This window comes from Geodermatophilus amargosae (assembly GCF_041028265.1).
Taxonomy (GTDB): Bacteria; Actinomycetota; Actinomycetes; order Mycobacteriales; family Geodermatophilaceae; genus Geodermatophilus; species Geodermatophilus amargosae_A.
Genome location: NZ_JABGCW010000011.1, coordinates 176633 through 202073 on the forward strand (window position 1 = coordinate 176633; position 25441 = coordinate 202073).

23 protein-coding genes and 2 pseudogenes are annotated in these 25441 nt (G+C 73.7%); 7 read left to right on the top strand and 18 right to left on the bottom strand.

Going from position 1 to position 25441, the window contains the following annotated elements:
• The 4 genes from HLV61_RS15310 to HLV61_RS15325 form a co-directional block, all read right to left on the bottom strand.
• A complete protein-coding gene (locus tag HLV61_RS15310; RefSeq protein WP_369256888.1) occupies positions 1-735 on the bottom strand; it encodes an alpha/beta fold hydrolase in 735 nt (244 codons plus the stop codon).
• A 204-nt stretch (positions 736-939) separates the two neighbouring features.
• Positions 940-1239, bottom strand: coding sequence for a 2Fe-2S iron-sulfur cluster-binding protein (locus tag HLV61_RS15315; RefSeq protein WP_369256890.1), 300 nt, complete (start codon positions 1237-1239; stop codon positions 940-942).
• A gap of 161 nt (positions 1240-1400) precedes the next feature.
• Positions 1401-2063, bottom strand: coding sequence for a response regulator (locus HLV61_RS15320; protein ID WP_369256892.1), 663 nt, complete (start codon positions 2061-2063; stop codon positions 1401-1403).
• The gene (locus HLV61_RS15325) at positions 2060-3637 is read right to left on the bottom strand and encodes a sensor histidine kinase (protein ID WP_369256894.1); all 1578 of its coding nucleotides are present in this window, start codon (positions 3635-3637) and stop codon (positions 2060-2062) included. Before HLV61_RS15325 ends, HLV61_RS15320 begins: the two co-directional genes overlap by 4 nt.
• A 407-nt stretch (positions 3638-4044) precedes the next feature.
• Between HLV61_RS15325 and HLV61_RS15330 the strand changes: the two genes are divergently transcribed.
• The 4 genes from HLV61_RS15330 to HLV61_RS15345 all read left to right on the top strand — a co-directional run bounded on the left by HLV61_RS15330 (position 4045) and on the right by HLV61_RS15345 (position 9519).
• Positions 4045-4953, top strand: a complete 909-nt coding sequence (locus HLV61_RS15330; protein WP_369256896.1) for a methylenetetrahydrofolate reductase — start codon at positions 4045-4047, stop codon at positions 4951-4953.
• A complete protein-coding gene (locus tag HLV61_RS15335) occupies positions 4950-5810 on the top strand; it encodes a bifunctional 5,10-methylenetetrahydrofolate dehydrogenase/5,10-methenyltetrahydrofolate cyclohydrolase (RefSeq protein WP_369256898.1) in 861 nt (286 codons plus the stop codon). The genes HLV61_RS15330 and HLV61_RS15335 overlap by 4 nt, the downstream gene beginning before the upstream one ends.
• Positions 5810-7633: an aminodeoxychorismate synthase component I gene (gene pabB, locus HLV61_RS15340; protein ID WP_369256900.1), complete on the top strand. Its 1824-nt coding sequence runs from the start codon at positions 5810-5812 to the stop codon at positions 7631-7633. Before HLV61_RS15335 ends, pabB begins: the two co-directional genes overlap by 1 nt.
• A gap of 386 nt (positions 7634-8019) precedes the next feature.
• A complete protein-coding gene (locus tag HLV61_RS15345) occupies positions 8020-9519 on the top strand; it encodes an aldehyde dehydrogenase family protein (RefSeq protein ID WP_369256902.1) in 1500 nt (499 codons plus the stop codon).
• Between the two features lie 47 nt (positions 9520-9566).
• Here the strand turns inward: HLV61_RS15345 and HLV61_RS15350 are convergent, their stop codons facing one another.
• From HLV61_RS15350 to HLV61_RS15370, 5 genes are all read right to left on the bottom strand, one after another.
• Positions 9567-10844, bottom strand: coding sequence for a M23 family metallopeptidase (locus tag HLV61_RS15350; RefSeq protein WP_369256904.1), 1278 nt, complete (start codon positions 10842-10844; stop codon positions 9567-9569).
• Positions 10845-11301: 457 nt separating this feature from the next.
• A complete protein-coding gene (locus HLV61_RS15355) occupies positions 11302-11778 on the bottom strand; it encodes an SRPBCC family protein (RefSeq protein WP_369256906.1) in 477 nt (158 codons plus the stop codon).
• 84 nt (positions 11779-11862) lie between these two features.
• Positions 11863-12768: a CPBP family intramembrane glutamic endopeptidase gene (locus tag HLV61_RS15360; protein ID WP_369256908.1), complete on the bottom strand. Its 906-nt coding sequence runs from the start codon at positions 12766-12768 to the stop codon at positions 11863-11865.
• Between the two features lie 181 nt (positions 12769-12949).
• Positions 12950-13189 carry a hypothetical protein gene (locus HLV61_RS15365; protein WP_369256910.1) on the bottom strand — a complete coding sequence of 80 codons (240 nt, stop codon included), beginning with the start codon at positions 13187-13189 and terminating at the stop codon, positions 12950-12952.
• A 69-nt stretch (positions 13190-13258) separates the two neighbouring features.
• Entirely contained in the window at positions 13259-15499 is a 2241-nt protein-coding gene (locus tag HLV61_RS15370; protein WP_369256912.1) for a LuxR C-terminal-related transcriptional regulator, read from the bottom strand.
• Positions 15500-15605: 106 nt separating this feature from the next.
• Here HLV61_RS15370 and HLV61_RS15375 point away from each other — a divergent pair, with 106 nt between their 5' ends.
• Complete coding sequence (locus HLV61_RS15375) at positions 15606-16118, top strand: hypothetical protein (protein WP_369256914.1); 513 nt, start codon at positions 15606-15608, stop codon at positions 16116-16118.
• 303 nt (positions 16119-16421) lie between these two features.
• On the opposite strand, the gene HLV61_RS15380 is transcribed toward HLV61_RS15375, so the two are convergent.
• The 4 genes and pseudogenes from HLV61_RS15380 to HLV61_RS15395 all read right to left on the bottom strand — a co-directional run bounded on the left by HLV61_RS15380 (position 16422) and on the right by HLV61_RS15395 (position 17652).
• Positions 16422-16643 carry a hypothetical protein gene (locus HLV61_RS15380; protein ID WP_369257054.1) on the bottom strand — a complete coding sequence of 74 codons (222 nt, stop codon included), beginning with the start codon at positions 16641-16643 and terminating at the stop codon, positions 16422-16424.
• Positions 16644-16675: 32 nt separating this feature from the next.
• Positions 16676-17140: pseudogene (locus HLV61_RS15385) on the bottom strand (ThuA domain-containing protein); the annotation flags it as partial.
• The gene (locus HLV61_RS15390; protein WP_369256916.1) at positions 17137-17391 is read right to left on the bottom strand and encodes a hypothetical protein; all 255 of its coding nucleotides are present in this window, start codon (positions 17389-17391) and stop codon (positions 17137-17139) included. The gene HLV61_RS15390 and the pseudogene HLV61_RS15385, both read right to left, overlap by 4 nt.
• A 51-nt stretch (positions 17392-17442) precedes the next feature.
• Entirely contained in the window at positions 17443-17652 is a 210-nt protein-coding gene (locus tag HLV61_RS15395; RefSeq protein ID WP_369256918.1) for a dodecin, read from the bottom strand.
• Positions 17653-18431: 779 nt separating this feature from the next.
• Between HLV61_RS15395 and HLV61_RS15400 the strand changes: the two genes are divergently transcribed.
• Positions 18432-18569: a hypothetical protein gene (locus tag HLV61_RS15400; RefSeq protein WP_369256919.1), complete on the top strand. Its 138-nt coding sequence runs from the start codon at positions 18432-18434 to the stop codon at positions 18567-18569.
• Here HLV61_RS15400 and HLV61_RS15405 read toward each other — a convergent pair.
• The 5 genes and pseudogenes from HLV61_RS15405 to HLV61_RS15425 all read right to left on the bottom strand — a co-directional run.
• Entirely contained in the window at positions 18559-19890 is a 1332-nt protein-coding gene (locus HLV61_RS15405) for a SufS family cysteine desulfurase (protein WP_369256921.1), read from the bottom strand. The genes HLV61_RS15400 and HLV61_RS15405 overlap by 11 nt on opposite strands.
• A complete protein-coding gene (locus HLV61_RS15410) occupies positions 19883-21286 on the bottom strand; it encodes a family 2B encapsulin nanocompartment shell protein (protein WP_369256922.1) in 1404 nt (467 codons plus the stop codon). The genes HLV61_RS15405 and HLV61_RS15410 overlap by 8 nt, the downstream gene beginning before the upstream one ends.
• 11 nt (positions 21287-21297) lie before the next feature.
• Positions 21298-22695: a sensor histidine kinase gene (locus tag HLV61_RS15415; RefSeq protein WP_369256924.1), complete on the bottom strand. Its 1398-nt coding sequence runs from the start codon at positions 22693-22695 to the stop codon at positions 21298-21300.
• A complete protein-coding gene (locus HLV61_RS15420) occupies positions 22692-24329 on the bottom strand; it encodes an FAD-dependent oxidoreductase (protein ID WP_369256926.1) in 1638 nt (545 codons plus the stop codon). The genes HLV61_RS15415 and HLV61_RS15420 overlap by 4 nt, the downstream gene beginning before the upstream one ends.
• Before the next feature lie 284 nt (positions 24330-24613).
• Positions 24614-24790, bottom strand: a pseudogene (locus HLV61_RS15425) (helix-turn-helix domain-containing protein); the annotation flags it as partial.
• A gap of 104 nt (positions 24791-24894) precedes the next feature.
• Between HLV61_RS15425 and HLV61_RS15430 the strand changes: the two are divergent.
• Positions 24895-25221: a hypothetical protein gene (locus HLV61_RS15430; RefSeq protein ID WP_369256928.1), complete on the top strand. Its 327-nt coding sequence runs from the start codon at positions 24895-24897 to the stop codon at positions 25219-25221.
• Positions 25222-25441: the final 220 nt, after the last annotated feature.

Below are 25441 nucleotides of genomic sequence, written 5' to 3' on the forward strand. Positions count from 1 at the left end.
TCAGACCCCTCCCTCGGACGGGGCCGGCAGCGAGCCGGCGATCTCGACCAGCACGCGGGCCAGCTCGTCGGGCGCGGTGACCATCGCCTCGTGGCCCGTCTCGATCTCGTGCACCGGCCAGCCACGCTCGCGGGCGCGCTCGGCCTGGCCGGCGAAGACGCGCATCCAGCTGACGCACTCGACGAAGGCGGCGGGCACGGAGTCGACCGCGCCGGTCAGCCGCAACGCATCGGTGTAGGTCTTCCAGGGGTGCGGCGTGAGCTTCGGGGTCAGCCAGTCGACGTCGGCCTGCTCGGTCACCCCCAGCACCGACAGCTTGCGGACCGCCACCAGCCATCCGAACCCCTGCCCGGCCGCGGACTCCGCCCAGTGGTGCTCCACCGTCTCGGGCAGCAGGTCGCGCGCCGCCTCGCCGTCGGCGCCCACGAAGGCGTCGAGGTAGACGCGCTGCGCGACGGCCCCGGGGCGGCGGTCCGCGACGGCGGTCACCACCTGGCCGGCGTAGCTGTGCCCGACCAGGACGACGTCGGTGAGGCCCAGGACGTCGATCACCCGGACCACGTCCTCGACGTGCGTCTCCAGTCCGACCAGCGGCGAGAGCAGGTGCGCCCGCTCCGACAGCCCCGTGAGCGTCGGTGCGTGCACCTCGTGGCCGGCCGCGCGCAACCGGGGGGCGACGCGGTCCCAGCACCACCCGCCGTGCCAGGCGCCGTGCACGAGGACGAACGTGGACATGCTCCGGCCTCCTCGGACGACCTCGCGGGCACCGGCGCACGTGCGCCTGCCCGCCCACGATAGGCACCGCGGCCCCGGACGGGATCGGCCCGATGTCACGGCCCGGCCACCGCCGCGGCGCCCGTCGCCTACGTCATCCGTCGCCCACGTCATCCGTCGCCCACGTCATCGGTCGTGGCGGCCCGTCCCCGGGGAGGCGCCCGGTCAGAGGTCCAGCACCAGCCGGGCGGTCGTCGCCCGGGAGACGCAGATCATCATGGTCTCGCCGGACGCGCGCTCCTCGGCGGTCAGGACGCCGTCCCGGTGGTCGGGCCGGCCCTCCAGGACCCTCGTCTCGCACATCCCGCAGGAGGCGTCGGGGCAGGCGGCCGGCACCTCGAGCCCCGCCCGGCGGACGGCGGCCAGGATCGAGGTGCCCGGCGGGACGGCGAGGGCGGTCCCGGCGGCGGCGCACACGACGTCGATCCGCCCGGGGTCCCCCGCGGGCTCCGGAGCAGCGGTCACGCGGCCCTCCCTCCGTGCGGCGGTGGGACCGCGGGACGAGGCGCCGGTCCGACCGCCGGCCACGCTACGAGGACCCGGCGCCCCGGCGGATCGCCCGGCCGACCCGGACGGGCAGCCGCCGCTGTCGCGTCCCGGACGCGACGGATGACGGCACCCCGCCCTCACCGAGGGTGGACGAGCCCCTCCTTGACGGCCAGCAGCGCCGCCTGCGTCCGGGAGGTGAGACCCATCTTCGTGAGCAGGTGGCTCACGTGCGTCCGGGCGGTGCGCTCGCTGATGACCAGGTGCCGCGCGATGTCCTTGTTCGACCGCCCCTCTGCGACGAGGACGAGCACCTCCTTCTCGCGCGAGGTCAGGGCGCCGAGCCCGGTCCGGGGCGCGCGCATCTCCTGGGTGAGGCGGCGGGTCACCGCCGCGTCGAGGAAGACCTCGTCGCGGACCGCGGCGCGCAGTGCCGCGTCGACCTCGGCCGGCCCGGCGTCCTTCAGCAGGTAGCCCGACGCCCCGCTCTCCAGCGCCGCGTGCACCCGCTCGGTCTCCCCGAAGCTGGTCAGGATGACCACCTTGAGCTGCGGGAACCGGCGCAGCACCTCGCCGGTCGCCGTCACCCCGTCCATCCCGGGCATCTGCAGGTCCATGAGGACGACGTGGGGCAGCTCGCCGTGCGCGGCGGCCCGGGCGAGCTGGTCGAGCGCCTCCTGGCCGTCGCCGGCCTCGGCCGCCACCTCGACGTCCTCGAGCGCCTCGAGGTAGGCGACCACCCCGCGGCGCACGACCGCGTGGTCGTCCACGACGAGGACCCGGATCGGGTGCGGCGCGGTCACGGCGCGGCCGTCCCGGCCGCCGGCGTCGCGGGCAGGGAGGCCGGCAGCGGCAGGGTCAGCCGCACGCTGGTGCCGCCCGTCGCGGGCTGCCGCACCCGGACGGTGCCGCCCCACCGGGCCGCCCGCTCGCGCATCACCGTCATCCCGAAGCCGCTCGACGCCGAGTCACCGGCGGGGGTGGCGGCGGGGGTGGCGGCGTCGCCGGCGGTCAGCCCGCGGCCGTCGTCGGCGACCTCGGCGACCAGTCGCCGCCGGCGTCCGTGGAAGACGACCGCGAGCCGGACGAGGATCGTCGAGGCGTCGGCGTGCTTGACGCCGTTGTGCAGCGCCTCGGCGACGATGCGGTAGACGTCCTCCAGCAGGTCGGCGTCCTGCGCCGACAGCCCGTCGTCGCGGTCGTCCAGCTCCAGCGAGACCGCCACGCCGGTGCGGGCGGACGTCGTGTCGACCAGCGACTGCAGCGCGGAGACCAGCCCGTCCCCCGTCGTCGCCGCGGGCCGCAGCTCCACCACCATCCCCCTCAGGTCCGCCAGCACGGCCGCGGCGCTGCTGCTCAGGTCGTCGGCCACCCGGGCCACCTCGTCCGGCGTGGGCGGCAGCCCCCGCTCGACGAGGACGCCCAGCGAGCGGGCCTGCATCATCATCGAGAAGACCTGCTGCACCACCGAGTCGTGCAGGTCGCGGGCCAGCTTCTGGCGTTCCTCGCGCCGGGCCACGTCCCGTTCCCGCTGCCGCTGGGCGGCGTGGTCCACGGCCATCGCGGCCTGCTCGGCCATGGCGAGCAGGAACTCCAGCTCGGTGGTCCCGACGACCTGCCCCGGCGCGTAGAAGGCGTTCAGGATGCCGACCGGCTCCCCGCGCGCGAGGAGGGGCACGCTGACGAACCAGTCCCACCGGGGATGGCGCAGCAGGTCGTGCAGCGGCGCCCACGCCGGGTCCTGCATGGTCTGCTCGTACCGGTCGGGCACCACCAGCGGCTCCCGCCGTTCGAGGGCCTCGAGCATCTTGAGCTCGGCGCCCAGGGCCCGGCACTCCATGAGCCGGTCGAAGAAGTCGGCCGCACGGCCGAAGCCGGCGGCGCCCATGACGTGCAGCCGGTCGCCGGAGGAGTTCACGGTGAGCACCTGCACACCGGCGAGCGCGTCGGTCCGCGCCACCTCCTGCGCCAGGGCCTCGAGCGTGCCGACCAGCGACCGCTTCGACGCCACGCTCGACGCCGCCTTGGCGATCGCGGTCAGCCGCCGCTCGCGCAGCCGGCTGAGCGTCACGTCGCGGAAGGAGACGACCCACCGCCGCTCGGGTGGCATCGGGGCGAGGACGTAGGCGAACTCCCGCCGCTGACCGGGCCCGGGCTCCCAGGCCACGGTCAGCTCGCCCGACCGGGCCGCGGTCGCCGGGTCGTCCGGCAGGGGGTCGTCCGGCACGGGGAAGGGCGAGGGGGCCCCCGCGACGGCGTCCGGGTCGAGGCCGCAGAGGAGCACCGCGGCGGGGTTGGCGTCGACGAACCGGGCCCGTCCGTCGATGACCGCCAGCCCGTCGGGGGCCTGCCGCACGACCTGCTCGGCCGACGTCACCGGACCCGTCGTCGTCCCGACGGTCGACCGTCCCTCTCGTCGCACCGCTCTCCCTCCCTCCCGGACCGCGCACCCCGGACCGCCCAGGTCGGCGGTCACCACCGGAGATGCTGACACGCCGGACTCCCCCGGTGCGCGACGCGGCGGCCGGGACCACCCGGGCGGTCGTCGGGACGGACGGGGACCCCTCGGCCCGGCCGCCCACCGCGACGATTGACGTACGGACCGCCACCGATCCGGCCTCCCGAGTGCCGTCATGGCACCGTCCCCGGCCGGGGTGGCGCAGGTCACGATGGGGTACGGGACCCACCGTCCGGCGCGTGCCCTGCCGGGCGGCCGTCCGGGGTGCCGCCGGCGCCACCGTCCTCCGCGGACCCCCGGCCCCACCGTGCAGAGGGAGAGACCACGTGAAGCGCACGCTGACCGTCCGGGACCCGGCCACCCGGGAGTCGCTGAGGAGGGTCTTCGACGACCTCGGCTACGAGGTGATCCCGTTCAAGAAGACCGAGCAGTCGGTGCTGTCGTGCGTGCCGAGGGACGTGCGCCTGACGGTGACCGCCTCCCCGGCCAAGGGCCAGGACGCCACCATCGACCTGACCGTCCGCCTCGTCGGCCACGGCTACACGGTGGCCCCGCACCTGTCGGCGCAGCAGATCCGCGACCGCTCCCACCTGGCCGACGTCGTGGCCCGCTGCCGCGAGGCCGGCGTCACCGACGTCTTCGTGGTGGGCGGGGACCCCTCCGACGAGCCCACCGAGTTCCGGCACGCGCACGACCTGCTCGTCGCGCTGCACGAGATGGACCACGGCTTCACCGACATCGGCATCGGCGGTCACCCCGAGGGCCACCCCACCGCGTCGACGGAGACCCTGTTCCAGGCGCTGGAGGACAAGGCACCCCTGGCCACCCACATCAAGACCCAGATCGTCTTCGACCCGGCCGTCATCCTGAGGTGGGCGCGCGAGCTCAAGGACCGCGGCATCGACCTGCCGGTGCACGTGGGCGTGCCCGGCGCGGTGCACCGCCAGAAGCTGCTGCGGGTGTCCGGCGGGCTGGGCATCGGGGAGTCGGCGAAGTTCCTCAAGAAGCAGCAGAACCTGTTCTGGCGGTTCTTCGTCCCGGGCGGCTACAGCCCCAACACGATCATCAAGGGCCTGGCCCCGCACGTGGGGAAGCCGGACAACGCCATCGCGGGCTTCCACGTCTTCACGTTCAACGACCTCGGCCCGACCGAGGCCTGGCGTCAGCGGATGCTCAGGAGCCTGCCCGACGGCGGCGGACCGGCCCGGCCGGGTCCCGTCCGGGAGGTGCCGTGACGGCACGGGTGATCGACGGCACGGCCGTGGCGCGGCGGGTGCGCGAGCGGGTCGCCCGGGGCGTGGCCGGGCTCGTCGCCGCGGGCGGGGTCGCTCCCGGCCTGGCGACCGTGCTGGTCGGCGAGGACCCCGCGTCGGAGGTCTACGTCCGCAACAAGCGCCGCCTGTCGGTCGAGGCGGGCATGCAGGACCTGCACCGCCACCTGCCGGGGGACGTCGACCAGGCGACCGCGGCCACGCTCGTCGACGAGCTCGCCGCCGACCCCGCGGTGTCCGGCATCCTGCTGCAGCTGCCCACGCCCCGGCACCTGGACTCCGACGCCCTCATCGCCCGCATCCCTGCGGCGAAGGACGTCGACGGGCTGACCACCGCGAACGCCGGCCTGCTCGCCCAGGGGCGGCCGGGGCTGCGGCCGTGCACACCGGCCGGGGTGCTGACGCTGCTGGACGAGTACGAGGTCCCCCTCCAGGGCGCCGAGGTGGTGGTCGTCGGCCGCTCCGTGCTGGTCGGCAAGCCGATGGCCCAGCTGCTGCTGGCGCGGCACGCGACGGTGACGATCTGCCACTCCCGCACGCGCGACCTCCCCGAGGTGTGTCGGCGGGCCGACGTGCTGGTCGTCGCCGCCGGCATCCCCGGCCTGGTGGGCGGCGACGCCGTCAAGCCCGGGGCGACCGTCGTCGACGTGGGCATCCACCGCGGCGAGGACGGGCTGCGCGGGGACGTCGAGTTCGACGCGGTCGCCGAGGTGGCGGGCGCGATCACCCCGGTGCCCGGCGGGGTCGGGCCGATGACGATCGCGATGCTGCTGGCCAACACCCTCACCGCGGCCAGGGTCCAGCAGGGGATCGCGGACTGATGGGCCGGCCGTGGGCCCGGTTCGACGACCTCCGCGCAGGGAGGGCGCTGCTGTGCCCGCCGCCGTCCCGGATCCTGACCGCGGTGCGCCCCGACGAGGTCGCCGCCGTGCTCCGGCAGGTCCACGACGCCACGGAGGCGGGCAGCTGGGCCTTCGGGTACGTGGCGTACGAGGCCGCCGCCGGCCTGGACCCGCAGCTGCCGGGCGGCTCCGCGCCGGCCGGGGACCCGCCGCTGGTGTGGTTCGGGCTGTGCGACGAGCCCGCGCCGGTCGCGCCCCTGGCGCCGCCGGCCGGGACCGGACCGCGGCCGGCGCCGTGGCGTCCGGACTGGACCGACGACGAGTACGCGCGGGCGGTCGCGCGCGTCCGGGAGCACATCGCCGCCGGCGAGACCTACCAGTGCAACCTCACCGACCGGCTGCGCTCCCCTGTTCCGGAGGATCCCGAGGCGCTGTACGCCCGGCTCGCGCTCGCCCAGCGCGGTGCGCACAACGCCTACCTCGACCTCGGCCGGCACGTCGTCGCCAGCGCCAGTCCCGAGCTGTTCTTCGAGTGGGCCGGGGACGTCGTCCGGACGCGGCCGATGAAGGGCACCGCCCCGCGCGGCCGCACCACGGCGGAGGACCGGGAGCACAGCCGCCTCCTGCGCTCCAGCAGCAAGGAGCAGGCCGAGAACCTCATGATCGTCGACCTGCTCCGCAACGACCTGGGCCGGGTGGCCGAGGTCGGCAGCGTGGTCGTGGACGAGCTGTTCGCCCTCGAGCGCTACCCCACCGTCTGGCAGATGACCTCGCAGGTGAGCGCGCGGGTCCCGGCCGGCACCGGCCTGCTGGAGCTGTTCGGCGCGCTGTTCCCCTGCGGATCGGTCACCGGCGCCCCCAAGCGGCGCACCATGCAGCTGGTCGACGATCTCGAACCCACCCCGCGCGGCATCTACTGCGGCGCCGTGGGACTGGTCGCTCCCCCGTCCGCCCCGTTCCGGGCCCGGTTCAACGTCGCCATCCGGACCGCCGTCGTCGACCGCGCCACCGGCGAGGCCGTGTACGGGGCCGGCGGCGGCATCACCTGGGGCTCGGAGGCGGCGCGGGAGCGGGCCGAGCTGCACGCCAAGGCGGCCGTCCTGGTCCACGACGTCACCGAGCACCGCCTGCTGGAGACGCTGGCGTTCGTCCCCGCCGAGGGGCTGCGCCACATCGACCGGCATCTCGCCCGCATGGCCGACTCGGCCGACTGGGCCGGGTTCGCGTTCGACCCGGCCGCGGCCCGGGAGTCCGTCCACCGGGCCGTCGCGGCGCGCACCGGGCCGGCACGGGTGCGGGTCCTGCTCTCGCGGGACGGGGAGGTCGACGTCGAGCTGGAGGCGATGCCGCCGGCCGCCGCCCGGCCGGTGGAGCTGGCGCTGGACGACGATCCCGTGGACGCCGCCGACCCGTGGCTGCAGCACAAGAGCACCCGCCGCGACGTCTACCTGACGCGGGCCCTGCGGCACCCGGAGGCCGACGACGTCGTCCTGGTCAACCGGCGCGGCGAGCTGACCGAGACCACCACGGCGAACCTCGCCCTGCGCATCGGGGGCCGGTGGTGGACGCCGCCCACCGGCTCGGGCTGCCTGCCCGGTGTGGAGCGCGCCCGCCTGCTGGACCTGGGCCGCCTGTCCGAACGGGTCCTGACGGTGTCCGACCTGCACGACGCCGAGCAGCTCGCGGTGCTCAACTCGCTGCGCGGCTGGCGCGCGGCGCGCCTGCGCAGCGGGCAGGGGTCCGGGCACGGGCGGGCCGCGGCCGGGGTCGGCGCCGAGGCACGGGGGACGGTGGACGGGTGAGCGGGGAGGCCCGCGCCCTGCTGCGGTCGGGGTCCGGCTCGTGACCGCCCGCCCCGGCCGCTGCGTCGTCATCGGGATCCTCGACGTCACCCCGGACTCGTTCTCCGACGGCGGCCGGCACACCACGGTCGACGCCGCAAGCGCTTCCTCGGCGCGGTGCTCGCCACGGCGGACGGGCGCACACGCCCCCGCACGAGCGCGACGCCGCCAACCGTGGCCACGTCGGTGCTGGCCGCGCGAGCCGGCGCGTGGGGGGTGCGCGTGCACGAGGTGACCGGCAGCGTGGACGCCGTCCGCGTGGTCGCCGCCGTCGACACGGAGCGCCGGCATGCCGACCATCGACCCGGCACGACCGACAACGGACACACAGAGAGGTGGGGACCGGCATGACGAGCACGGTGGACACGACGGCTCCGGTGACGACGGGGCTGTACATCGGTGGGGAGGTGCGTTCCACGGACGACGTCCTCGAGGTGGTCGACCCGGCGCGGCCGGGCGTCGTCGTGGGCCGCGCGGCGGCGGCGACGGCGGAGGACGTGGCCGATGCCGTCGCGGCGGCGAAGGCGGCCTACCCGGCGTGGTCGGCCCTGTCCGCTCCGGAGCGCGCCGCCCGGATGGCCGCCGCCATCGAGGGGATCGCCGACGAGCGCGACGAGGACGCCCGGGTGCTCTCGCTGGAGAACGGCAAGATCCGCCACGAGTCGTGGGTCGACGCGCTGGTCTTCGAGATCCGGTGGCAGCTCGCCCTCTCCCTCGCCGACGAGGTGGAGCAGACCAAGGTGCTGCCCCCCGCACCCGGGATCCCCGTCCAGACCACCGTCGCCTACCAGCCGATCGGCGTGGTGACCGTGATCGTCCCGTTCAACTGGCCGATCGCGATCCTCGCCGCGTCGCTCCCGCACGCGCTGCTCGCCGGCAACACGGTGATCGTCAAGCCGCCGCCCTCGACGCCGCTGGCGACCACCCGCCTGGTGCAGCGCGTCGCCGAGAAGCTGCCCCCCGGCGTGCTCAACGTGGTCACCGGCCGGGACGGTGACATGGCCGGCCTCATCGACAACACCGACGTCGCGAAGGTCTGCTTCACCGGCAGCGTCAACGGCGGCAAGCGCATCATGGAGATGGCCTCCCGCAGCCTCACCCGGGTCACCCTGGAGCTCGGCGGCAACGACCCGGCGATCATCCGCGCGGACGCCGTCCTCGACGACGACCACCTGGACCGGCTGTTCGGCGCGGTCTTCGACACCACGGGTCAGATCTGCATGAACGCCAAGCGGCTGTACGTGCACCGCTCCCGCATGGACGAGCTCGTGGCCGGCCTGACCGCGCGGCTGGAGAAGGTCGTCCTCGGCCACGGCCTGGCCGAGGAGACCACGATGGGTCCCCTCCACCAGACCGCCCAGAAGGCGTTCGTCTCCGAGATCGTCGAGGAGGCGAGGTCCGCGGGGGCGACGGTGCTGGAGTTCGGCGAACTGCCGGACGGGGAGCTGGCCGAGGGGAACTTCCTGCGACCGGCCGTGGTCGTGGACCCCGATCCCTCGCTGCGGGTCGTCACCCAGGAGCAGTTCGGCCCGGTGATCCCGGTGATCCCGTTCGACGACGACGCCGACGCGGTGCGGCAGGCGAACGACACCTGGGCGGGGCTGTGCGCCTCGGTGTGGACCGCCGACTCCGACGCCGCCACCCGGCTGGGTGCCCAGCTGGAGTGCGGCTACGTCTGGGTCAACGACCACGGCGCCGCGCGGCTGGACCTCCGCGCTCCCTTCGGCGGCATGAAGCACTCGGGCATGGGCCGCGAGCAGGGCATCGAGGGCGTCCGCGCCTTCCAGGACACCCGGTCCATCGCCCACGCCGCGGACGAGACCGCGCAGGCCGGGGCCGCGCACTGAGACCCGTCGCCGGGGCCGGCGAGGCGCGTCGCCGCCGGCCCCGGCGGTCAGGGCTCCGGGAAGTCGACCACGTCGAGGTCGAGCGGGAACTCCTCCGTGCGCCGCTCCGGGGCCGGGAGGAGGTGCAGGTCCCAGACGCCCTCCAGCGAGGTGGCGGCGGCGAACCGGGCGGCGTCGACGGCCCCGACGAGGTCGACGGCGTCGTAGGTGTAGGGCAGGCCGCTGGAGCCCAGCACCGAGATGCCGTCCATGAGGTGGAAGTGCAGGTGCGGCGCGGAGGTGTTCCCGCTGTTGCCGAGCAGGCCCAGGACGTCTCCGCGGCGGACCCGGTCGCCCGGCGCGACGGTCACCGACCCGGCCTGCAGGTGGGCGTAGAAGGCGTGCTGGCCGCCGCCCAGGTCCAGGACCACGTGGTTGCCGTCGACGTTCTCCAGCGTGATGGTCGCCGGGTCGGGCAGCTGACCCGGGACCTGGTCGTCGAGGTCGTCCAGGGTGGCCACCACGGTGGCGTCGGCGACGGCGAGGACCTCGGCGCCGTAGGCGCGGTAGGACTCCACGTCCGCCGGGTCGCCGGCCACGAGCCGTCCCTCGTCGTCGAGACGCATGTAGTCGATGGCGAACCGCTGGGTGTCGGCGAGGTGCCCGTTCACCGGGAGGACGGTGTTCCGGTGGATCCCGTCGGCTCCGCAGCAGCCGTTGATGGCCACCCAGCGGTCCCCGGCCAGGGGCGGCCCGAGGACGGGGGGCGTGCCGGACAGCGCGTACGGGGCGGCGGTGTAGGCCAGCGGCTCCGGCTCGTCCCCGCCGCCGAGCGCCGCGGCGGTGAGCAGGAAGCGGTGCACGAGGGACGCGGGGACCTCGGCCGGTGAGGCGAAGGACACGTGCATCAGCACGAGCCGGGACACCCATGGCTCGATCTCGAGCGAGCCGGCCGGCGTCTTGCCCGTGAGGTCCCGCAGGACCGCGGCCAGGTCGTCCCCGGCGACGGTGGCGACCACCCGGTCCGGGTCCTCGCCGTCGAGCACGTGGATCTCCCGCAGCGTCGCCGGCACGGGCCGGGCGTTGGTCAGCTGGATCTCGTACACGACGTGCAGCCGTCCGTCGGTACCGAGGACCGGTGCCGCCCCCGGGTCGAGGGTGGCCGCCACCACCGGGGTGAACTGGTCGGCCGGTGCGGCCGGGGCGCTGCGCGTCGCCGGCGGGGTGGCACCGGCGGCGGCGCAGCCGGCCGTGAGGAGGACCGTCGCCAGGGCCGCCGCCCATCCGGAGGCGCGGATCCGACCGCTCCTGGCGTGCGGGCGTGGCGGGGCGGCGGTCGTGCCCATGGGTCCTCCTCGGACGGGGTTCGGCACCCGGGCGCCAGTAGGCACCCCGGCCCGCCCGCCGTCGGGGACGGATCCGTCCCCGACGCGTCGACGCCGCGCGCCGCTACTCGCGGCCCGTGCCGGCGCACGTCCTGCCAGGGCCGGTCGCCCGGCGAACCGCGGACACCTCGCCGACCGAGGCCGACGCCTCCTCGAGCGCCTGCCGCGACACCGGCGCGACCACCGGATCGGCGCACTGCGCCTGCCGACCGTGCGGTCATGGCCTCCGTCCCCCGCACCGCCGCCCGTCGCCTGCTCGGCACGGCGATTGGTGGGCGCCGGACTGCTCCACCGGACGACCCGGCGACGGCAGTTCCCGACGTCCGCGACCGGTCCGGACGCCGAGCCGCGCGGCCGCCCGGCGACCTGTCGACGCGGACGTCCGCCGGTGCCGACCCGGTGCCCCTGCACCGCGCTGTCACAGGTCCCTCCGCGCCCTGTCGGCTGTGCGCGCGTAGGCCTCGTCGATGGCTGCTGCGAGCCTCTGCAGTCCTTCGGGTGCTGACCGTTCCATCGACGCGGCGACGCTCGGCTCGTACTCGGTGGCGCGCTCACCGGACAGTTCCATCGTCTGCGTCATCGTGCAGCCGGCCGGCTGCCTCGGGCGGAAGACCCACGAGACGCGCAGCGCGGCGCCGGGTACCGGGAACTCGATCCGCGCCCGGCGGGAAGCGGCGACCTCACCGATCCGCCACTCCACCTGCGCTCCGTCCTCGGTCACGGTGGTGCCCCGGGCGCCCGCCTCGAACGCCGGGTCGACGCGGACGGCAGCGATGGCCGGATCCACGACCGCCCAGTTGCCGACGTCGGTCCAGAACCGCCACGCGAAGTCGGCACCAGCGAGGTCGCACTGCGCGTGGAGGACGAGGCTCCACGAGGCCCGCTCCCGGGTCATCGATGCTCGACCTCCCCGTCCGATCGGAACCGGGTCACCGCCCGGGCCCGACGTGGTGCCCGTCGACAGCCGCGACGACTCGGCTCAGGTGCCCACGACGGCGATCGACGCGAACACGACGAGGTCCACCGCGAAGTGGAGCAGGAAGGGCCACCCCAGGCCCTTGGTCGCCACCATGGCCCCGCCGAGGAGCAGTGCCAGGACGCCGGACTGCAGCACCCCGCCGAAGCCGTCGGGTACCGAGCCGGAGTAGTGGGCGAGTCCGAACCAGGCCGACGTCAGGAGAACCGCCTGCCCCGGGCTCACGACGCCGACCACGGTGGCCAGGGGGCCGGAGCGGTAGACGACCTCCTCGCCCATGGCGTTGAAGGCCGCGCAGACGATGACGAGCGGCAGCACGGGGACCAACCGTTCCAGCGATGCCGGCTGCAGGCCCGAGTCGAGCCAGGTCGTGGTCGCCAGGAGTGCGAGGAGAGCGCCGGCGGCGAGGGGTCCCAGGACCGCCCAGCTCAGCTCGCGCGACGTCCCGGGCAGCCGGAGTCCACTGGGCGCTGCCAGGTCCCCGGGCGCGAGGAACGCCTCCCGCGGGGCCATCCGGAGGCCCCGCACCAGGACGGCGGCCACCGCCGCCGCCACCAGGAGGAAGACCGTCTTGGTGGCGAGCGCTCGGCTCAGGTCGGATCCGCCGGCCGCGGTGAGGTGGCCGAGGAGCGGGGGCAGCAGGTGGGCCACGCAGAACACGACGACCATCACGCCCAGGTACCGCGCGACGGGTCGGGCCGGTCGCCACGTCCACGCGACTGCCGCGAGGGCAGGAGCGGCCCCCAGCGTCACCCAGTGCGCTGCCAGAGGGGCGACTCCCGCGAGCTCGACCGCGAGGATCGCGGGCAGGCTGCTCAGGCTGAGGGTCACCAGCCACACGAAGGCCAGCGTGCGTCCATCGCGCCGGACGCGCGCCGACCGGCTGCCGACAGGGGCTACCGCGGTCATGACCGTCCTCCAGGGGGGTACCGGATGCGGTGGTCGTGTCTCGACCCGCGCCTCCATCGAGCGCCGGATCCGGGTGACACGTCACCACCCGTCCGGCGCCGTCACCCGGGTGATCGGCACCGGCGCGGCAGTGGCCGGCCCGTGCACCGCGGGTGCACCGGTCGCCCCCCGGCGCAGCCCCTCACCGTCCGTCGACGTCGTCGGAGAGGAGGAGCAGCCTGACGTCGGCACCGGCGTCCCAGACGAGCGTCAGCAGGGCCCGGACGGCGGGCTGGTCGGCGATGCGCCCCTCGAGGACGCGTAGGCCGCCTGCCGCGGCGACGGTGACCGGCCCGAAGCGGGCGCGGATCTGCTCGACCACGTGGACGGGGGGCGGACCGGCGAGTCCGACGCGGTACGTCCATCCGCCGGGGGCAGTCATGCCGCGAGCCTGCCCCGATGACGGAGCCGCGCCTCCGCCCCCGCCCGGGTTCCACCCGGGTGGCTCCGCCTAGATGACGCCGAGCAGCCGCGCGCGCTGGACCGCCTCGGCGCGGCCCGCGACACCGAGCTTGCGATAGAGCGTCCGCGTGTAGCTCTTCACCGTGTTGATGGACAGGAACAGCGCCGCGCCGATCTCCCGTTGCGTGGCGGAACCGGGGAGCATCCGCAAGATCGACAGTTCCCGGTCGGTCAACGTCTCGACCAGGTCCCCGGCCGCGCGGGCGGCCGTCGCGGACCTGCGACCCTGGCGCTCCACCGCGGCGGCCAGCCGATCACGCGCCACCGACGTGACGGGCTCGGAGGCTGCGACGTCGCCCGCGCGCTCCAGGGCCGCCCGGGCCGCCGACCGGTCCCCCGTCGCCAGCTCGGCGTCCGCCAGTGCCACGTGCGCGGAGACCAGCAGCGACGGTTCACCCCACGTCTCGGCGAGGTGTGCCGCGTGGCGCAGCCGCTCCCGAGCCTCATCGAGCCGCCCGTCCCGGTACGCCAGGCGTCCCTCGACGGTGCGCAGACGCGCCACCGCGGCCGCAGCCCCGTCAGCCCATGCCCGCTCGGCAGCGGACGACTGTGGCCTGACCTGCGCGAGCAGCCGGCGCAGTTCGGCGTCGTCGCCGACCTCGAACAGGCTGGCCGCGAACTGACCGGCAGCTTGCAGCTCCAGGAGCTCCGGGACGTCCGGGCGGGCAGGGTCACGCCACGCCGTCGCCAGCACCCGGGCGGCGTCGTCGAACCGCCCCGCTGCGGCGAGGACGGTCCCCAGGACGACGCGCGTCACGACGAACCCCCGTGTACCGGGGGTCGGCTCCAGGTCGACCGCCCGGCGTGCCTCCTCCAGGGCGCGGTCCCTGTCCCGCGCGTAGCCGGCACGGGTGGCCAGCAGCCCGGCCTCCAGGCTGTTCCAGCCCTCCAGGGGTGGCGACCCCGGTCCGATCAGCGGCTCGGCCGACCGGAGCCAGGGCAGGATGCGGTCGAAGCGGCCGCACGTCGCCGCCGCGAAGGCCATGGTCAGGTGGTCGCGCGGGTCGGTGGACCGGGTGACGAGCGACTCACCCAGCCGCAGTTGCGCCGCGGCAGCGCCACGTTCCACGAACCACAGCCGCGCCGCGGCCAGCGCCTCCAACGCGGCGGCGTCGTCCCCTGCGGCGATCAGGTGCCGGATCGCCTCGTCGACGAGGCCCTCGCCGAGGAACCACCTCGCCGCCCGGCGGAGCACCGCGGGGCCGAGGAGCGGGTCCGTGGTCGCCAGGCGATGGCGCAGCGCATCACGGAACAGCCGATGGCAGCGGAACCACTCCCGGCGCGCGTCGAGCGCGACCACGAAGAGGTCGGCCCGGTCGAGATCGTCCAGGACCGCGGCCGACCCATGCTGCTCCAGCGCCGCGTCGCAGAGCGGCCCGCTCAGGCGCTCCAACACCGACGCCTGCACCAGCAGGTCGCGATGGCGCGCCGGCAGTCCTGCCAGCACCTCGCTGTCGAGGAAGTCGACGACGTGACGGTCCTGTGCGGGCAGGGAGGCCCGGCTCACGGGCTGGTCGGAGTCCCGCGCGGCCAACGCCTCGAGCTGGAGCGCAGCAGCCCAGCCCTCGGTGCGGAGGACGAGCTCGGACGTGTCGCGCGGACCGGGTCGACGACCGCTCACGGCCTCGACGAGCGCGGCCGCCTCGGGCTCGGTGAAACACAGATCCCGGGACCGCAGTTCGGTGAGCTCCCCTCGGGCGCGCAACCGCGCCAGCGCCAACGGCGGGTCGGACCGCCCGGCGATCACCACGTGCAACGCCGGCGTCAGGTAGGTCAGCAGGAACTCCACGGTCTCGGCGACCTGCGGATCGGTGACGGCGTGGAAGTCGTCGAGCACCAGCACGCGGGTGTCGGACCGTTCGGCGAGCTCGTTCAGCAGCGTGGACAACGCGATCGTGAGCGCATCGACCCCCGGAGCGGACAACTGAGCCAGCGCCTGGGTCCCGACCCCCGTGGGCTCCAGCGCGGTCAGGACGTACGTCCAGAACCGCACGGCGTCGTTGTCCGACTCGTCCAGCGACACCCAGGCGACCGGTCGCTCCTCTGCCCGGTCGTGGACCCACTGCGACAGCAGGGTGGTCTTGCCCCAGCCGGCCGGGGCGATCACGACGGTCAGGCGGCTGGTGCCGTTGTCGCGGAGGGCGCGCACCAGCCGGCGGCGATGAACGGCCCCTGGCCGGAGCGGCGGCGGCTCGCGCTTCACCGCGAGCAGCGGGACGGACGACGACATGGCGCACCCGGGTGGTCGTTCCACGAGGGTGGTGCGGCGCCACCCTGCCGTTCAGGACGGTCTCATTCTGCCGCCGAGGCACGGCGGCCGACAGGAGGTAGCGCTCATGTCCACCGACGTCGACACGGCCACCACCACCCGGGCCGAGCACCGCGATCGGACGTTCCTCGCCGTCGTGCTGCTCACCGCCGGAGGCATGCTGCTGACCGATCGGCTGGTGCCCGGGTGGCCGCTCGGCGACGCCGTCGCCCTGGTCATCGGCCTCGAACTGCTCGTGTGGGCGGTCTCCGCCCGCGCCGCCGGCCCGCTCGTGGGCGGGGGCATCGCCATCGGCGTCGGCACCGGCATCCTCCTGGTCAACGGCCCCCTGCAGGGGCACGACGCCACGGAGGTGGGCGGCGCCTGGCTGCTCGCGCTCGGTGTCGGCTTCGTACTCGTGGCCGGAGGGGCGCGGCTCCTCCGCGTCGAGCGCCAGGACTGGGCCTGGATCCCCGCCGTCTGCCTGGTCGGGCTGGGCGCCGCCATCGGACTCGGCATCAGCACCACGGTCATCGCCTGGGCCGGCCCCCTCGTCCTCCTGGGCATCGGCGCGTGGCTGCTGCTGCGTCGGCGCCGTTAGACGCTGCCGCTGGCATGGAGGGCCTGAGCGCGCGAGGAGCGCCGTAGCGCCCCGCGCCGGCCCCCTCGGGTCCGACCGGGACTCCTCCGGCCGCTCACGCGTGCAGTGCCTCAGCGTGGTCGGACGCCCTCGGGAAGCAGTCAGGGGCCGTTCCGGAAACCGGAACGGCCCCTGAGCTGCTCTGTCGGGCTGACAGGACGCGAACCCGCGCCGCCGAACTGCGCTGACGACGCCATCGCCGGCCCGGAGGACGACGTCTGAGCGGAGGAGTGACCCAGAGGGTCGTTCCCGCTCGAGCGCCACTCAGACGGGTCTGGCCAGCTCCGCCAGGACTTCTCCCGTGAGCCGTCCCGGCAGGGAGGGGTCGCCGGGTGGGCGCTGCTCCCACTCCCCCAGTTGCACCGAGGTATCGACCACCAGACGGCAGCGGTCGAACCGCCGCTCGCCGAAGCGCAGCAGTGCGGCCGGCACGTCGTCGTCCTCCGCGAGCACCTCGGCGAGGACGACGGAGTCCTCGATGGCCATGCCGACGCCGTAGGCCATCCGCCGCGCACGAGCAACGTCATGAAGGGGATCTTGCGGAAGGTGTCCCAGTCGTGGCCGAGGACGATGCTGATGCTGCGCCCGGCGCCCCACAAGTTGGCCCACGCCAGGGCCTGGCCGGTGTCCATGCCCGGCAGGTCCTCGACCCCGCCGGGCGGGACGTCCACCGGGGTGTGGGCGTTGGGCCAGCCGGCCCGCCGGTAGGTCTCGACGTCGTCGAACACGGTGCGCAGGACGGTGGCGGACGGGTCCAGCTGGGCGCCGGTCAGCACGTCGTCGTTGACGACGGCCCACTCCGCCGGCAGCCCGTCGGTGATCGGGTGCCGCGGCTCCGGGAACCGCACCGTCACCTCCGCCTGGGGCCGGGGGCGCAGGCCCGTGGTGCGGCTGAGCGTGGCGCCGCGCATCCGGTCGAACTCCTCCGGGAAGCCCCGGTCCGGCTCCTGCACCGAGGAGCCGTGGAACCACAGGACCCTCAACCCTTCTCGCGCACGAAGCGGATGAGCGCCTGCTCGGTGGTGTCCCCGAGCCGCTCGGGCGGCGAGTGGTGGTCGTCACGCCCCTCGTACACGACGAGGACGACGTCGAACCGGTCGAGCAGCACGTCGCCGATCCCGCGGACCTCCTCGACCACCCGGACGCGCAACCGCCCGGTCGACTCCAGCAGCGTCGTCAGCATGCCGGTGTGAGGCCGAGAGCCGCGGTGCTCGCCGTCGTGCTCGATCGTCACCTGGCCGGTCCGTCGATCGCCGCTGGAGGGGTCGGTCCGGCGGCTGCCGACTCAGTCGTCGACGCGGAAGCCGATCTTCAGGCGCACCTGGAAGTAGGCCACGCTGCCGTCGACGACCTGACCACGGATCTCCTCGGTCTGGAACCACTCGATGTTGTGCACCGTCCGAGCGGCCTTGGCCACCGCCGTGCGGATGGCGTCGTCCACGCTGCTCGGGCTGCTGCCCACGATCTCGCTGAGTCGGTACACGTGGTTGCTCACGACTGGCCTCCCGGGTCGGCGTCGCCCGGTGGCGACGCGCCCCACCCTGGCACGCCGAGCGCACGCGGACGCGCACGATCGCAGCATCGTCGCCGGTGTGATGATCACGGGGGCGGAGCCAGCGGCGGATCCGGGAGGCCACCGGGGGTGACACGGACCGGCCTCCGCGGCAGGGATCGACGCGCTCGAGAGCTCGTGTCGGGTGTTCACGGACCTGCCGGCACGCGCCTGACCTCCGGCGTCCCTGGGAGGTGGTGTCGCAGGTCCTCGGCCACTCCTCGATCGCCCTCACCGGGGACGTCTACGGGCACGTCGCGCCCGACGTGTCGCGCGGCGCGATGGACGTCCTCGGCGCCGCCTTCGACCAGGAGGGGCGGCCTGATGGTGGTCAAACGCCCTCAGGAAGCAGTCAGGGGCCGTTCCGCATCTCTCCGGATACGCCCTCTGACCTGCAGTTCCCCACTGTCGGGCTGACAGGATGTGAACCTGCGACCCCTTGACCCCAGACCTGCGCAATGGGTACGCCACAGTTCAGCGAAGTGCATCTGTGCAGCTCGACCGGCATACGGGACGAGCACGTGCCTCAGCGGACGACCAAGCACAGGGACCGATGGTGGTCACGATGGTGGTCAACCGTGTCCCACGGACGTCGCCATGCAGCAGTCCGGTTGACGGGCGCCTCCGTCGCGTCGTCGCTACTGCCCCTGGTGTCGGCGGAGCTGCCGACCGGCCGGCGAGGACGGCCAGCCGTCGATGACGCGTGAGACCTCCGGCGCCTCGTGTTCGGGGGGCGGATCGTCATCGCGCGGGCCGTCGACCAGGTCCTCGCCGCCCGCGACATCCGACCGGTCAAGGACCACACCGACACCGGCCAGGAGGTCAGCGACGAACCGACGACCGCGACTCTCACCGCCTGACGGACCGTGTGAGGTTGCGCAGGGCCGCACCGAACGCGTGCACTTCAGCATCGGTGTTGTAGAAGGCCAAGGACGCCCGCACCGTGCTCTCCACGCCGAAGCGGCGCAGGGCCGGCTGTGCGCAGTGGTGTCCGGACCGCACCGCGAAGCCGCAGCCATCCAGGGCGCGGCCCACCTCCTCGGTCCTCATGCCTTCCACCAGGAAGGACGCGACAGCCACCTTGTGTGCCGCGGTACCAATGACCCGGATCCCCGGGATGTCGGACAGCACGTCCGTGAGGAGCCGGCCGAGCCGGTCCTCGCGGGCCGCGATGGCTGGCATCCCGAGCCCGAGGACGTACCGGATGGCGGCACCGAGGCCGACCGCGTCCCCGATGGATGGGGTGCCGGCCTCGAAGCGGGCCGGCGGGTCGGAGTAGGTCGTGTGCTCGAAGGTGACGTCACGGATCATGCTGCCGCCGCCCTGCCACGGCGGTAGCGCCGCGAGCAGCTCGCGGCGGCCGTAGATCGCACCGATCCCCGTCGGACCGAAGATCTTGTGTCCGGAGAAGACGTAGAAGTCGGCACCGAGTGCGGTCACGTCGACAGGCAGGTGGGCGACCGCCTGCGCTCCGTCGACCACCACGGGGATGCCGCGCGCCTTCGCCATCGCGATCATCGCGTCGATGGGCAGCACGGTGCCGAGCGCGTTGGAGACATGGCTGAGTGCAACTATCTTGGTCCGTTCGGTGAGCAGCGCTGCGTAGCCGTCCAACTGCACCTGGCCGGAGTCGTCCACCGGCACGGGCCGCAGTCGCGCACCGACCGACTGCGCCAGCAGCTGCCACGGGACGATGTTGGCGTGATGCTCGAGTGTCGTGAGCACGATCTCGTCACCGGTCCGGACCCTCGAACGTCCGAGGGTGGCGGCAAGCAGGTTGACGCCTTCGGTGGTGCCACGCACGAAGACGATCTCGTCCGGGCTCGACGCTCCGAGCAGCCGGGCCACCGACGCCCGCGCGTCCTCGTAGGCGTCGGTCGCCCGGGCCGCCAGAGTGTGGGCGCCGCGGTGCACGTTGCTGTTGTCCCGCTCGTAGAAACGGGTCATGGCGTCCAGCACGGCCCGCGGCTTCTGTGTCGTGGCCGCGTTGTCGAACCACACCAGCGGCCGACCGTTGATCCGCTGGTGGAGGGCGGGGAAGTCGGCGCGTGCGGCGCCGAGGTCGCCGACCGTGCCCCGATCGGTCCGGACACCGGGCAGTCCGGCCCCACCGGCGGAGGCCGCATCGAGGAAGTAGTAGGCCGGGCTCAGCGGGCCGGTCGCGCCGAAGGCCTCAGTCATAGTTGTGGTACCGGGCCACCTCGACGTCGGTGAGTACGGCGACGGCGTCGTCGGCCATCACGGCCACCGATGAGTACAGCGACAACAGGTACGACGCGACCGCCTGATGGTTGATGCCCATGGGGTGGATCGACATGCTCGGTACGCGCGGGTCCTCGCCGGGCAGCCCGGGCTGATGCAGCCCGATGACGCCCTGCCGCTCCTCCCCGACTCGGAGGAGCAGCACCTGGGTGCGATGAGACGCGCCGCGGGCGTCCACGGACAGCTTGTCGGTCGGCACGATCGGGACGCCGCGCCAGGTGAGGAACGGCGAGCCGTACAGCTGCACCGTGGGGGGCGGGACCCCCCGGCGAGTGCATTCCCGCCCGAACGCGGCGATCGCCCGCGGATGAGCCAGGAAGAAGGCGGGTTCTTTCCAGACCAGGCTGAGCATCTCGTCGAAATCGTCCGGGGTGGGAGCGCCGAGCCGGGTCGGGATGCGCATGGACTCCGAGACCTGACCCAGCAGGCCGGTCTGCGGGTCGTTGATGAGGTCCCACTCCTGACGCTCGCGCATTCCCTCGACGGTGAGCCGCATCTGCTGGTCGAGTTGGTCGTGCGGGGAGTTGTAGACGTCGGTGACGCGGGTGTGCATCTGCAGCACCGTCTGCACGAGGTTCAGCCCGATCTCGCGCGGCGCGTGGTCGTAATCGACGAAGGTGCGCGGGACGTCGACCTCCCCCTCGTGGCCGGACTGCAGGTCCGGCACTCGCTCGCCGAAGTCGTTGACTCCCGGTGGCCGCTGCCGGGCGACCTCGCAGGCCACGCGGAGATCGGCTCGGTCCGCGGTCAGCGACTCCCACCTCGAGCGCGTCATCGCCAGCAGCGTCACGGGCGTGACCGCGCGGATGACGGGTGACGGTGTCGGCTCGGCGTCGAGCGTCTCCTGGCCGAGGTGCGAGCCGGGGCCGAGCAGAGCGCGGCGCACGGCGATGCCGTGGGGGTCGCGGTCGAGTGCCTCGATCTTGCCGGAGACGACGATCACAAAGCGCGGCTCACCGGTGCCGTCGTGGATCTGCTCGCCGGCGGAGTGCTGCTCGACGCTGAGCGCGTCGGCCATCGTCGCGAGGAAGTCCTCGGCCACGTACTGCAGTGCTGGGACCGACCGCAGCGCCGATCCCGTGACCGAGGACTCCGCGCCCTGGTCCACGACCGGCACGAGGCGAGCGGGCGGGGCGGTGACCCGCAACCGGTTGATCCGGAACGTGCCGGCTTCGAGTGCCCGCCAGGGCAGGAACTGCACGAGCCATCGGGGACTGCTCCCGATGTACTGCGGGGCCGACTTGGTGGTGTTGGCGAGCAGGCGCGCCGCCTCCGTGGAGAGGCTCTGTTGCGCCAGGTGAGGCTGGTCGGTCACGTGGCTCCCCGCTACTTCGCGTCAGTGTGCTGCCGGGGCAGCCACACCCGGAGGACGGTCTCGCCCGGAGGGAGGTGGATGCCGATGTCGCCGCGATGACGGCCGACGACGATGCGCCGCGAGATGTCGAGGCCGAGGCCGGTGCCCTGTCCGACCCCCTTGGTGGTGAAGAACGGCTCGAACGCCCGCTCCCTGGAGATCGGGTCGCTCCACGTCCCTGTGTTGGCGACCTCCACGACGACGCCGTCACCGTCGGGCCGGGTTGACAGCCGTAATGAGCCGGTGCCGTCCATCGCGTCCAGCGCATTGGTGATCAGGTTGGTCCAGACCTGGTTGAGCTCGGCGGGGATCGCCTCGATGGGCGGCGTGTCCTGTCCGTAGTCCCGCACGACGGTGACGCCCGCCGGCATGCGGTGACGGAGGACGACCAGGGTGCTCTCCAGTCCCTCGGAGACCACCGTCTCCTGCACCGAGGCACGGTCCATCTGGGAGTAGCTCTTGATCGCGCTCACCAGCTCGGAGATCCGGCGCGTGGACTCCTTCACCTCCCAGAGCAGGTTGCTCACGCTCAGCGTGCTCGTCACCCAGATCAGACCCGCGCCGGCAGAGTCCCCGAGTATCTCGGCGACGCGCTCGCACCAGGCGACGTCGATGCCGGCCGTCGCCAGCGGCCCCGCGAGCTGCCAGCTGTCGGCGACGTCGTGGTCGTCCAGCCAGTCGGTCAACTGGTCCTCGAGGTCGGCGAGGGCCATCGCGTCCAGCGGGGCACGAGGCGTGGCGGCGAGCTCGCGCCGCAGGGCGTCGAGCTCCCTGAACTGGCTCGCCGTGACGTCAGTTGCGGCGAGCCCGCCCACGGTGTCCAGCAGTCGCTGGCTCGCGCCGTCCAGTGCTTGGACTGCTCGTGCGGCGGCCGCCGCCGGATTGTTCAGTTCATGGGCGAGCCCCGCGGAGAGGGTGCCGAGCGCGACGAGCGCGTCGCGCTGCCGCGCTGCGGACTCGACGGTCCGGGCGGTGCGGAAGACTCCCTCGATCAGGTGGGAACCGAAGGGGTCCAGTGCGTTGGTCCAGGCCTTCAGGTCGGTGGACGACACGCGCAGGGCGCGCCCGTCGGTGGCGGCGCGGCCGTTCGCCAGGTAGACAGCATGCTCGTCCCAAGCGGTGAAGCCCCCGGCCCACTGTCCCGGCTGGGCCATCGCCCCGATCAGGGTCTCCTCGTGGCCCGCGAACCGGATGAGGTCGATCCGGCCCTCGAGCAGTACCCACCAGCACTCGGCCGGGCCGCCCTGAGCCCACAGCTCGTCCCCGGCGCCGAAGACGACCTCGCCCCCTCGAGCAACCAGGTCTCGCAATTCGTCCTCGGTCACCTTCTCGAACAAGGCGAGGCTGCGGAGGTCTGCTGCGGTGATCACATGGACGCCAGGTAGCGGTGCACGAGATAGACCGTCATGGCGCCCTCGCCGACCGCCGATGCCACCCGTTTCATGGAGTCGAGCCGGACGTCGCCGGCGGCGAAGACGCCAGGCACGCTGGACTCGAGGGCGTAGGGCGCCCTGGCCAGCGGCCACGCCGTCCGATTCGACGCGATCAGGTCGGTGCCGGTCACGATGAACCCGCGCGAATCGCGCACGACGGCGTCGCCGAGCCAGTCCGTCCGCGGCGCAGCCCCGATGTAGACGAACAGCCAGCTCGTCTCCGCCTCTTGAGGCGGGTCCTCCCCGGTCGCGATGGTGATCGCCTCGAGGTGGTTGGTGCCGCGTGCAGCCACGACCGAGGCGCCGAGCCGTACCTCGATGTTGTCGGTCGCCTGGATCTGGTCGACCAGGTACATGGACATCGAATCCTCGAGCCGGCCGCCACGCACCAGCATGACGACACGCTTGGCATAGCGGGCGAAGTTCAAGGCGGCCTGACCGGCCGAGTTGGCGGCACCCACGATGTACACGTCGTCGCCCCGGCACTGGCTCGCCTCACTGGCCGAGGATCCGTAGAAGACGCCCCGCCCGGTCCACTCCTCCAGGCCGGGGGCCTGCAGCCGGCGATACGAGACGCCGCTGGCGACCACCACCGCGCGCGCCTCGATGTCCTCGGAACCGGCGAAGCGCACCGCCCGTACCGGACCACGGGCCTCGAGGCTGACGACGTCGCGGGCGAGCAGCATCTCTGCGCCGAAGCGGGCCGCCTGCGCGGTCGCCCGGTGGGCGAGGTCGGCGCCGGACAGCCCCTTGGGGAAGCCGAGGTAGTTCTGGATGGACGCGCTCTGGCCTGCCTGCCCGCCGGGTGCCTCCTTCTCCACCACGACCACGCGCAGACCCTCGGAGGCGGCGTACACCGCGGCCGCGAGCCCGGCCGGGCCGGCACCGACGATGCACACGTCGTACAGCGGCTGCTCAGCGCGGGTGCGCAACCCGAGCGCCTCGGCCAGCGCGAGGATGCTCGGCGCGCGCAACGGCTCCGCGTCGGGCACGAGTACGAGCGGTAGATCGGCGAGGCCGGCGCCGGCGAGACCGGCGAGCCGCTGGGCCTCCTCGTCCCGCTCCAGCTCGAGCCACTGGTACTGCACGTGGTTGCGGGACAGGAAGGTCTTGAGCTCGTGGCTGGCCCGCGACCAGCGGTGGCCCACGACCTTCACGTCGCCGGTGTCCTCGGGGTGGTCCCTCCGCCAGTCCCCCAGCAGGTCGTCGATGACCGGGAAGAGCCGGTCCTCGGGCGGGTCCCAGGGCTTCTGCAGGTAGTAGTCGAGACCAACCTCGTTGATCGCCGCGATCGCGGCGTCGGTATCGGCGTAGGCCGTAAGCAGCAGGAACTTGGCGTCACGGGCATGCTCGCGGGCACGCGTCAGCAACTGCACACCGGACATGCCCGGCATCCTCTGGTCGGACAGCACGAGCGCCACCGGACGGGCACGCAGCGCGAGCTCGGCGAGGATCTCCAGGGCCTGCTCGCCGGAGGAGGCCCGCATGATCCGGTACTCGCCCGCGTAGCGCGATCGCAGGTCCCGACTGATGGAGGCGAGCACCTGCGGGTCGTCGTCGACGGCCAGCATGGTCGGCTTGGGCATGATCCCCCCGTACTCCGCCCGGGTCGTCGACCCGTGGCGCTGCGGGACTGTAGCGGCTCCACCGGGGTGAATCGACGTCCCGCGACCTGCGCCTTTGCGACACGCGAGCCAGCTGACGGTCGTGGTGCCCCCGAGACCGCGGAGGCATCGGCGATCGGGCTGACGAGGTCGAATAGCTCGCCCTGGTCCGTGGTGGTCCGCCGCTGGCGCCCCCGGGCTCGGGCGGGTGGAGGCAGCGGAGGAGTGCCCAGGTGGCCCACGTAGCGCTCGAGTTCGGCGCGAGGAAGACGACGACTGCGGCCGATGTGAACGGCTCGCAGTTCGCCCGCCTTCATCAGCGCGTAGATCGTCGTACGGCCGATGCGGAGCACCTGCGCGGCCTTCTGGGGCGTCAGCAGCAGCGGATCGCCGGACAGCACGTCGTGGAACAGCTGCGGATCGCCCATCTCGTCTACTGCCGGCCGTTCGGATCGCTGGGCTCCGACAGCGGAGGTCACGCGGGAGTGCGCCGTGCTGCCCGCTGTCCAACGGTGGGGCAGAAGGATCGGTGGTGGAGCTCCGTCGCACGGGGCTGGCCGACTCGACCATCCGCTCGGCGTACACGATCCTGCGCGCCGTGCTGGACACCGCGGTCCGCGCCGGTGGGCTGGCGTCGGATCCGGCCTCAGGCGTCCGGCGGCCGAAGGTGACGGCCACGGAGGCCCCACACTCGACACCTGCCCAGGTCGCCGACCTGCTGCACTCGGCCGATGACACCCGCTACGCACCGCTGTTCGCGCTGCTGGTGCACACCGGCCTGCGCCGTGGGCAGGCACTCGCGCTGCGGTGGTCCGACGTACCCCACGGGACCAGTGACTCCCAGCCCGCTGTGTCGTGATCGAGCATGGGTCCCTGCGGCGTGCTGCGGAGCGGTTCGCGGTGTCGCAGACGACGGCCAAGCGCTGGACGGTCCGCCGGGTGACCGGGCACTTCCGGCGGACTCCGGCGGAGGCGCAGGTGGGGAAGACGAGAGCGGCGAGCGCCTGCAGGCCAGGCCCTGGTGGGGGACCGCCTGGTCGTCTCCGCCGGAGGGACGACCTCCCCGCAGACCTGACAGG

Coding starts and splice junctions, on each gene's coding strand:
- HLV61_RS15360 (WP_369256908.1), bottom strand. CDS start 12,768: ATGACCGCGGTAGCCCCTGTCGGCAGCCGGTCGGCGCGCGTCCGGCGC.
- HLV61_RS15380 (WP_369257054.1), bottom strand. CDS start 16,643: ATGGCCATCGAGGACTCCGTCGTCCTCGCCGAGGTGCTCGCGGAGGAC.
- pabB (WP_369256900.1), top strand. CDS start 5,810: ATGGGCCGGCCGTGGGCCCGGTTCGACGACCTCCGCGCAGGGAGGGCG.
- HLV61_RS15375 (WP_369256914.1), top strand. CDS start 15,606: ATGTCCACCGACGTCGACACGGCCACCACCACCCGGGCCGAGCACCGC.
- HLV61_RS15345 (WP_369256902.1), top strand. CDS start 8,020: ATGACGAGCACGGTGGACACGACGGCTCCGGTGACGACGGGGCTGTAC.
- HLV61_RS15310 (WP_369256888.1), bottom strand. CDS start 735: ATGTCCACGTTCGTCCTCGTGCACGGCGCCTGGCACGGCGGGTGGTGC.
- HLV61_RS15365 (WP_369256910.1), bottom strand. CDS start 13,189: ATGACTGCCCCCGGCGGATGGACGTACCGCGTCGGACTCGCCGGTCCG.
- HLV61_RS15370 (WP_369256912.1), bottom strand. CDS start 15,499: ATGTCGTCGTCCGTCCCGCTGCTCGCGGTGAAGCGCGAGCCGCCGCCG.
- HLV61_RS15350 (WP_369256904.1), bottom strand. CDS start 10,844: ATGGGCACGACCGCCGCCCCGCCACGCCCGCACGCCAGGAGCGGTCGG.
- HLV61_RS15355 (WP_369256906.1), bottom strand. CDS start 11,778: ATGACCCGGGAGCGGGCCTCGTGGAGCCTCGTCCTCCACGCGCAGTGC.
- HLV61_RS15405 (WP_369256921.1), bottom strand. CDS start 19,890: ATGACTGAGGCCTTCGGCGCGACCGGCCCGCTGAGCCCGGCCTACTAC.
- HLV61_RS15420 (WP_369256926.1), bottom strand. CDS start 24,329: ATGCTGGCCGTCGACGACGACCCGCAGGTGCTCGCCTCCATCAGTCGG.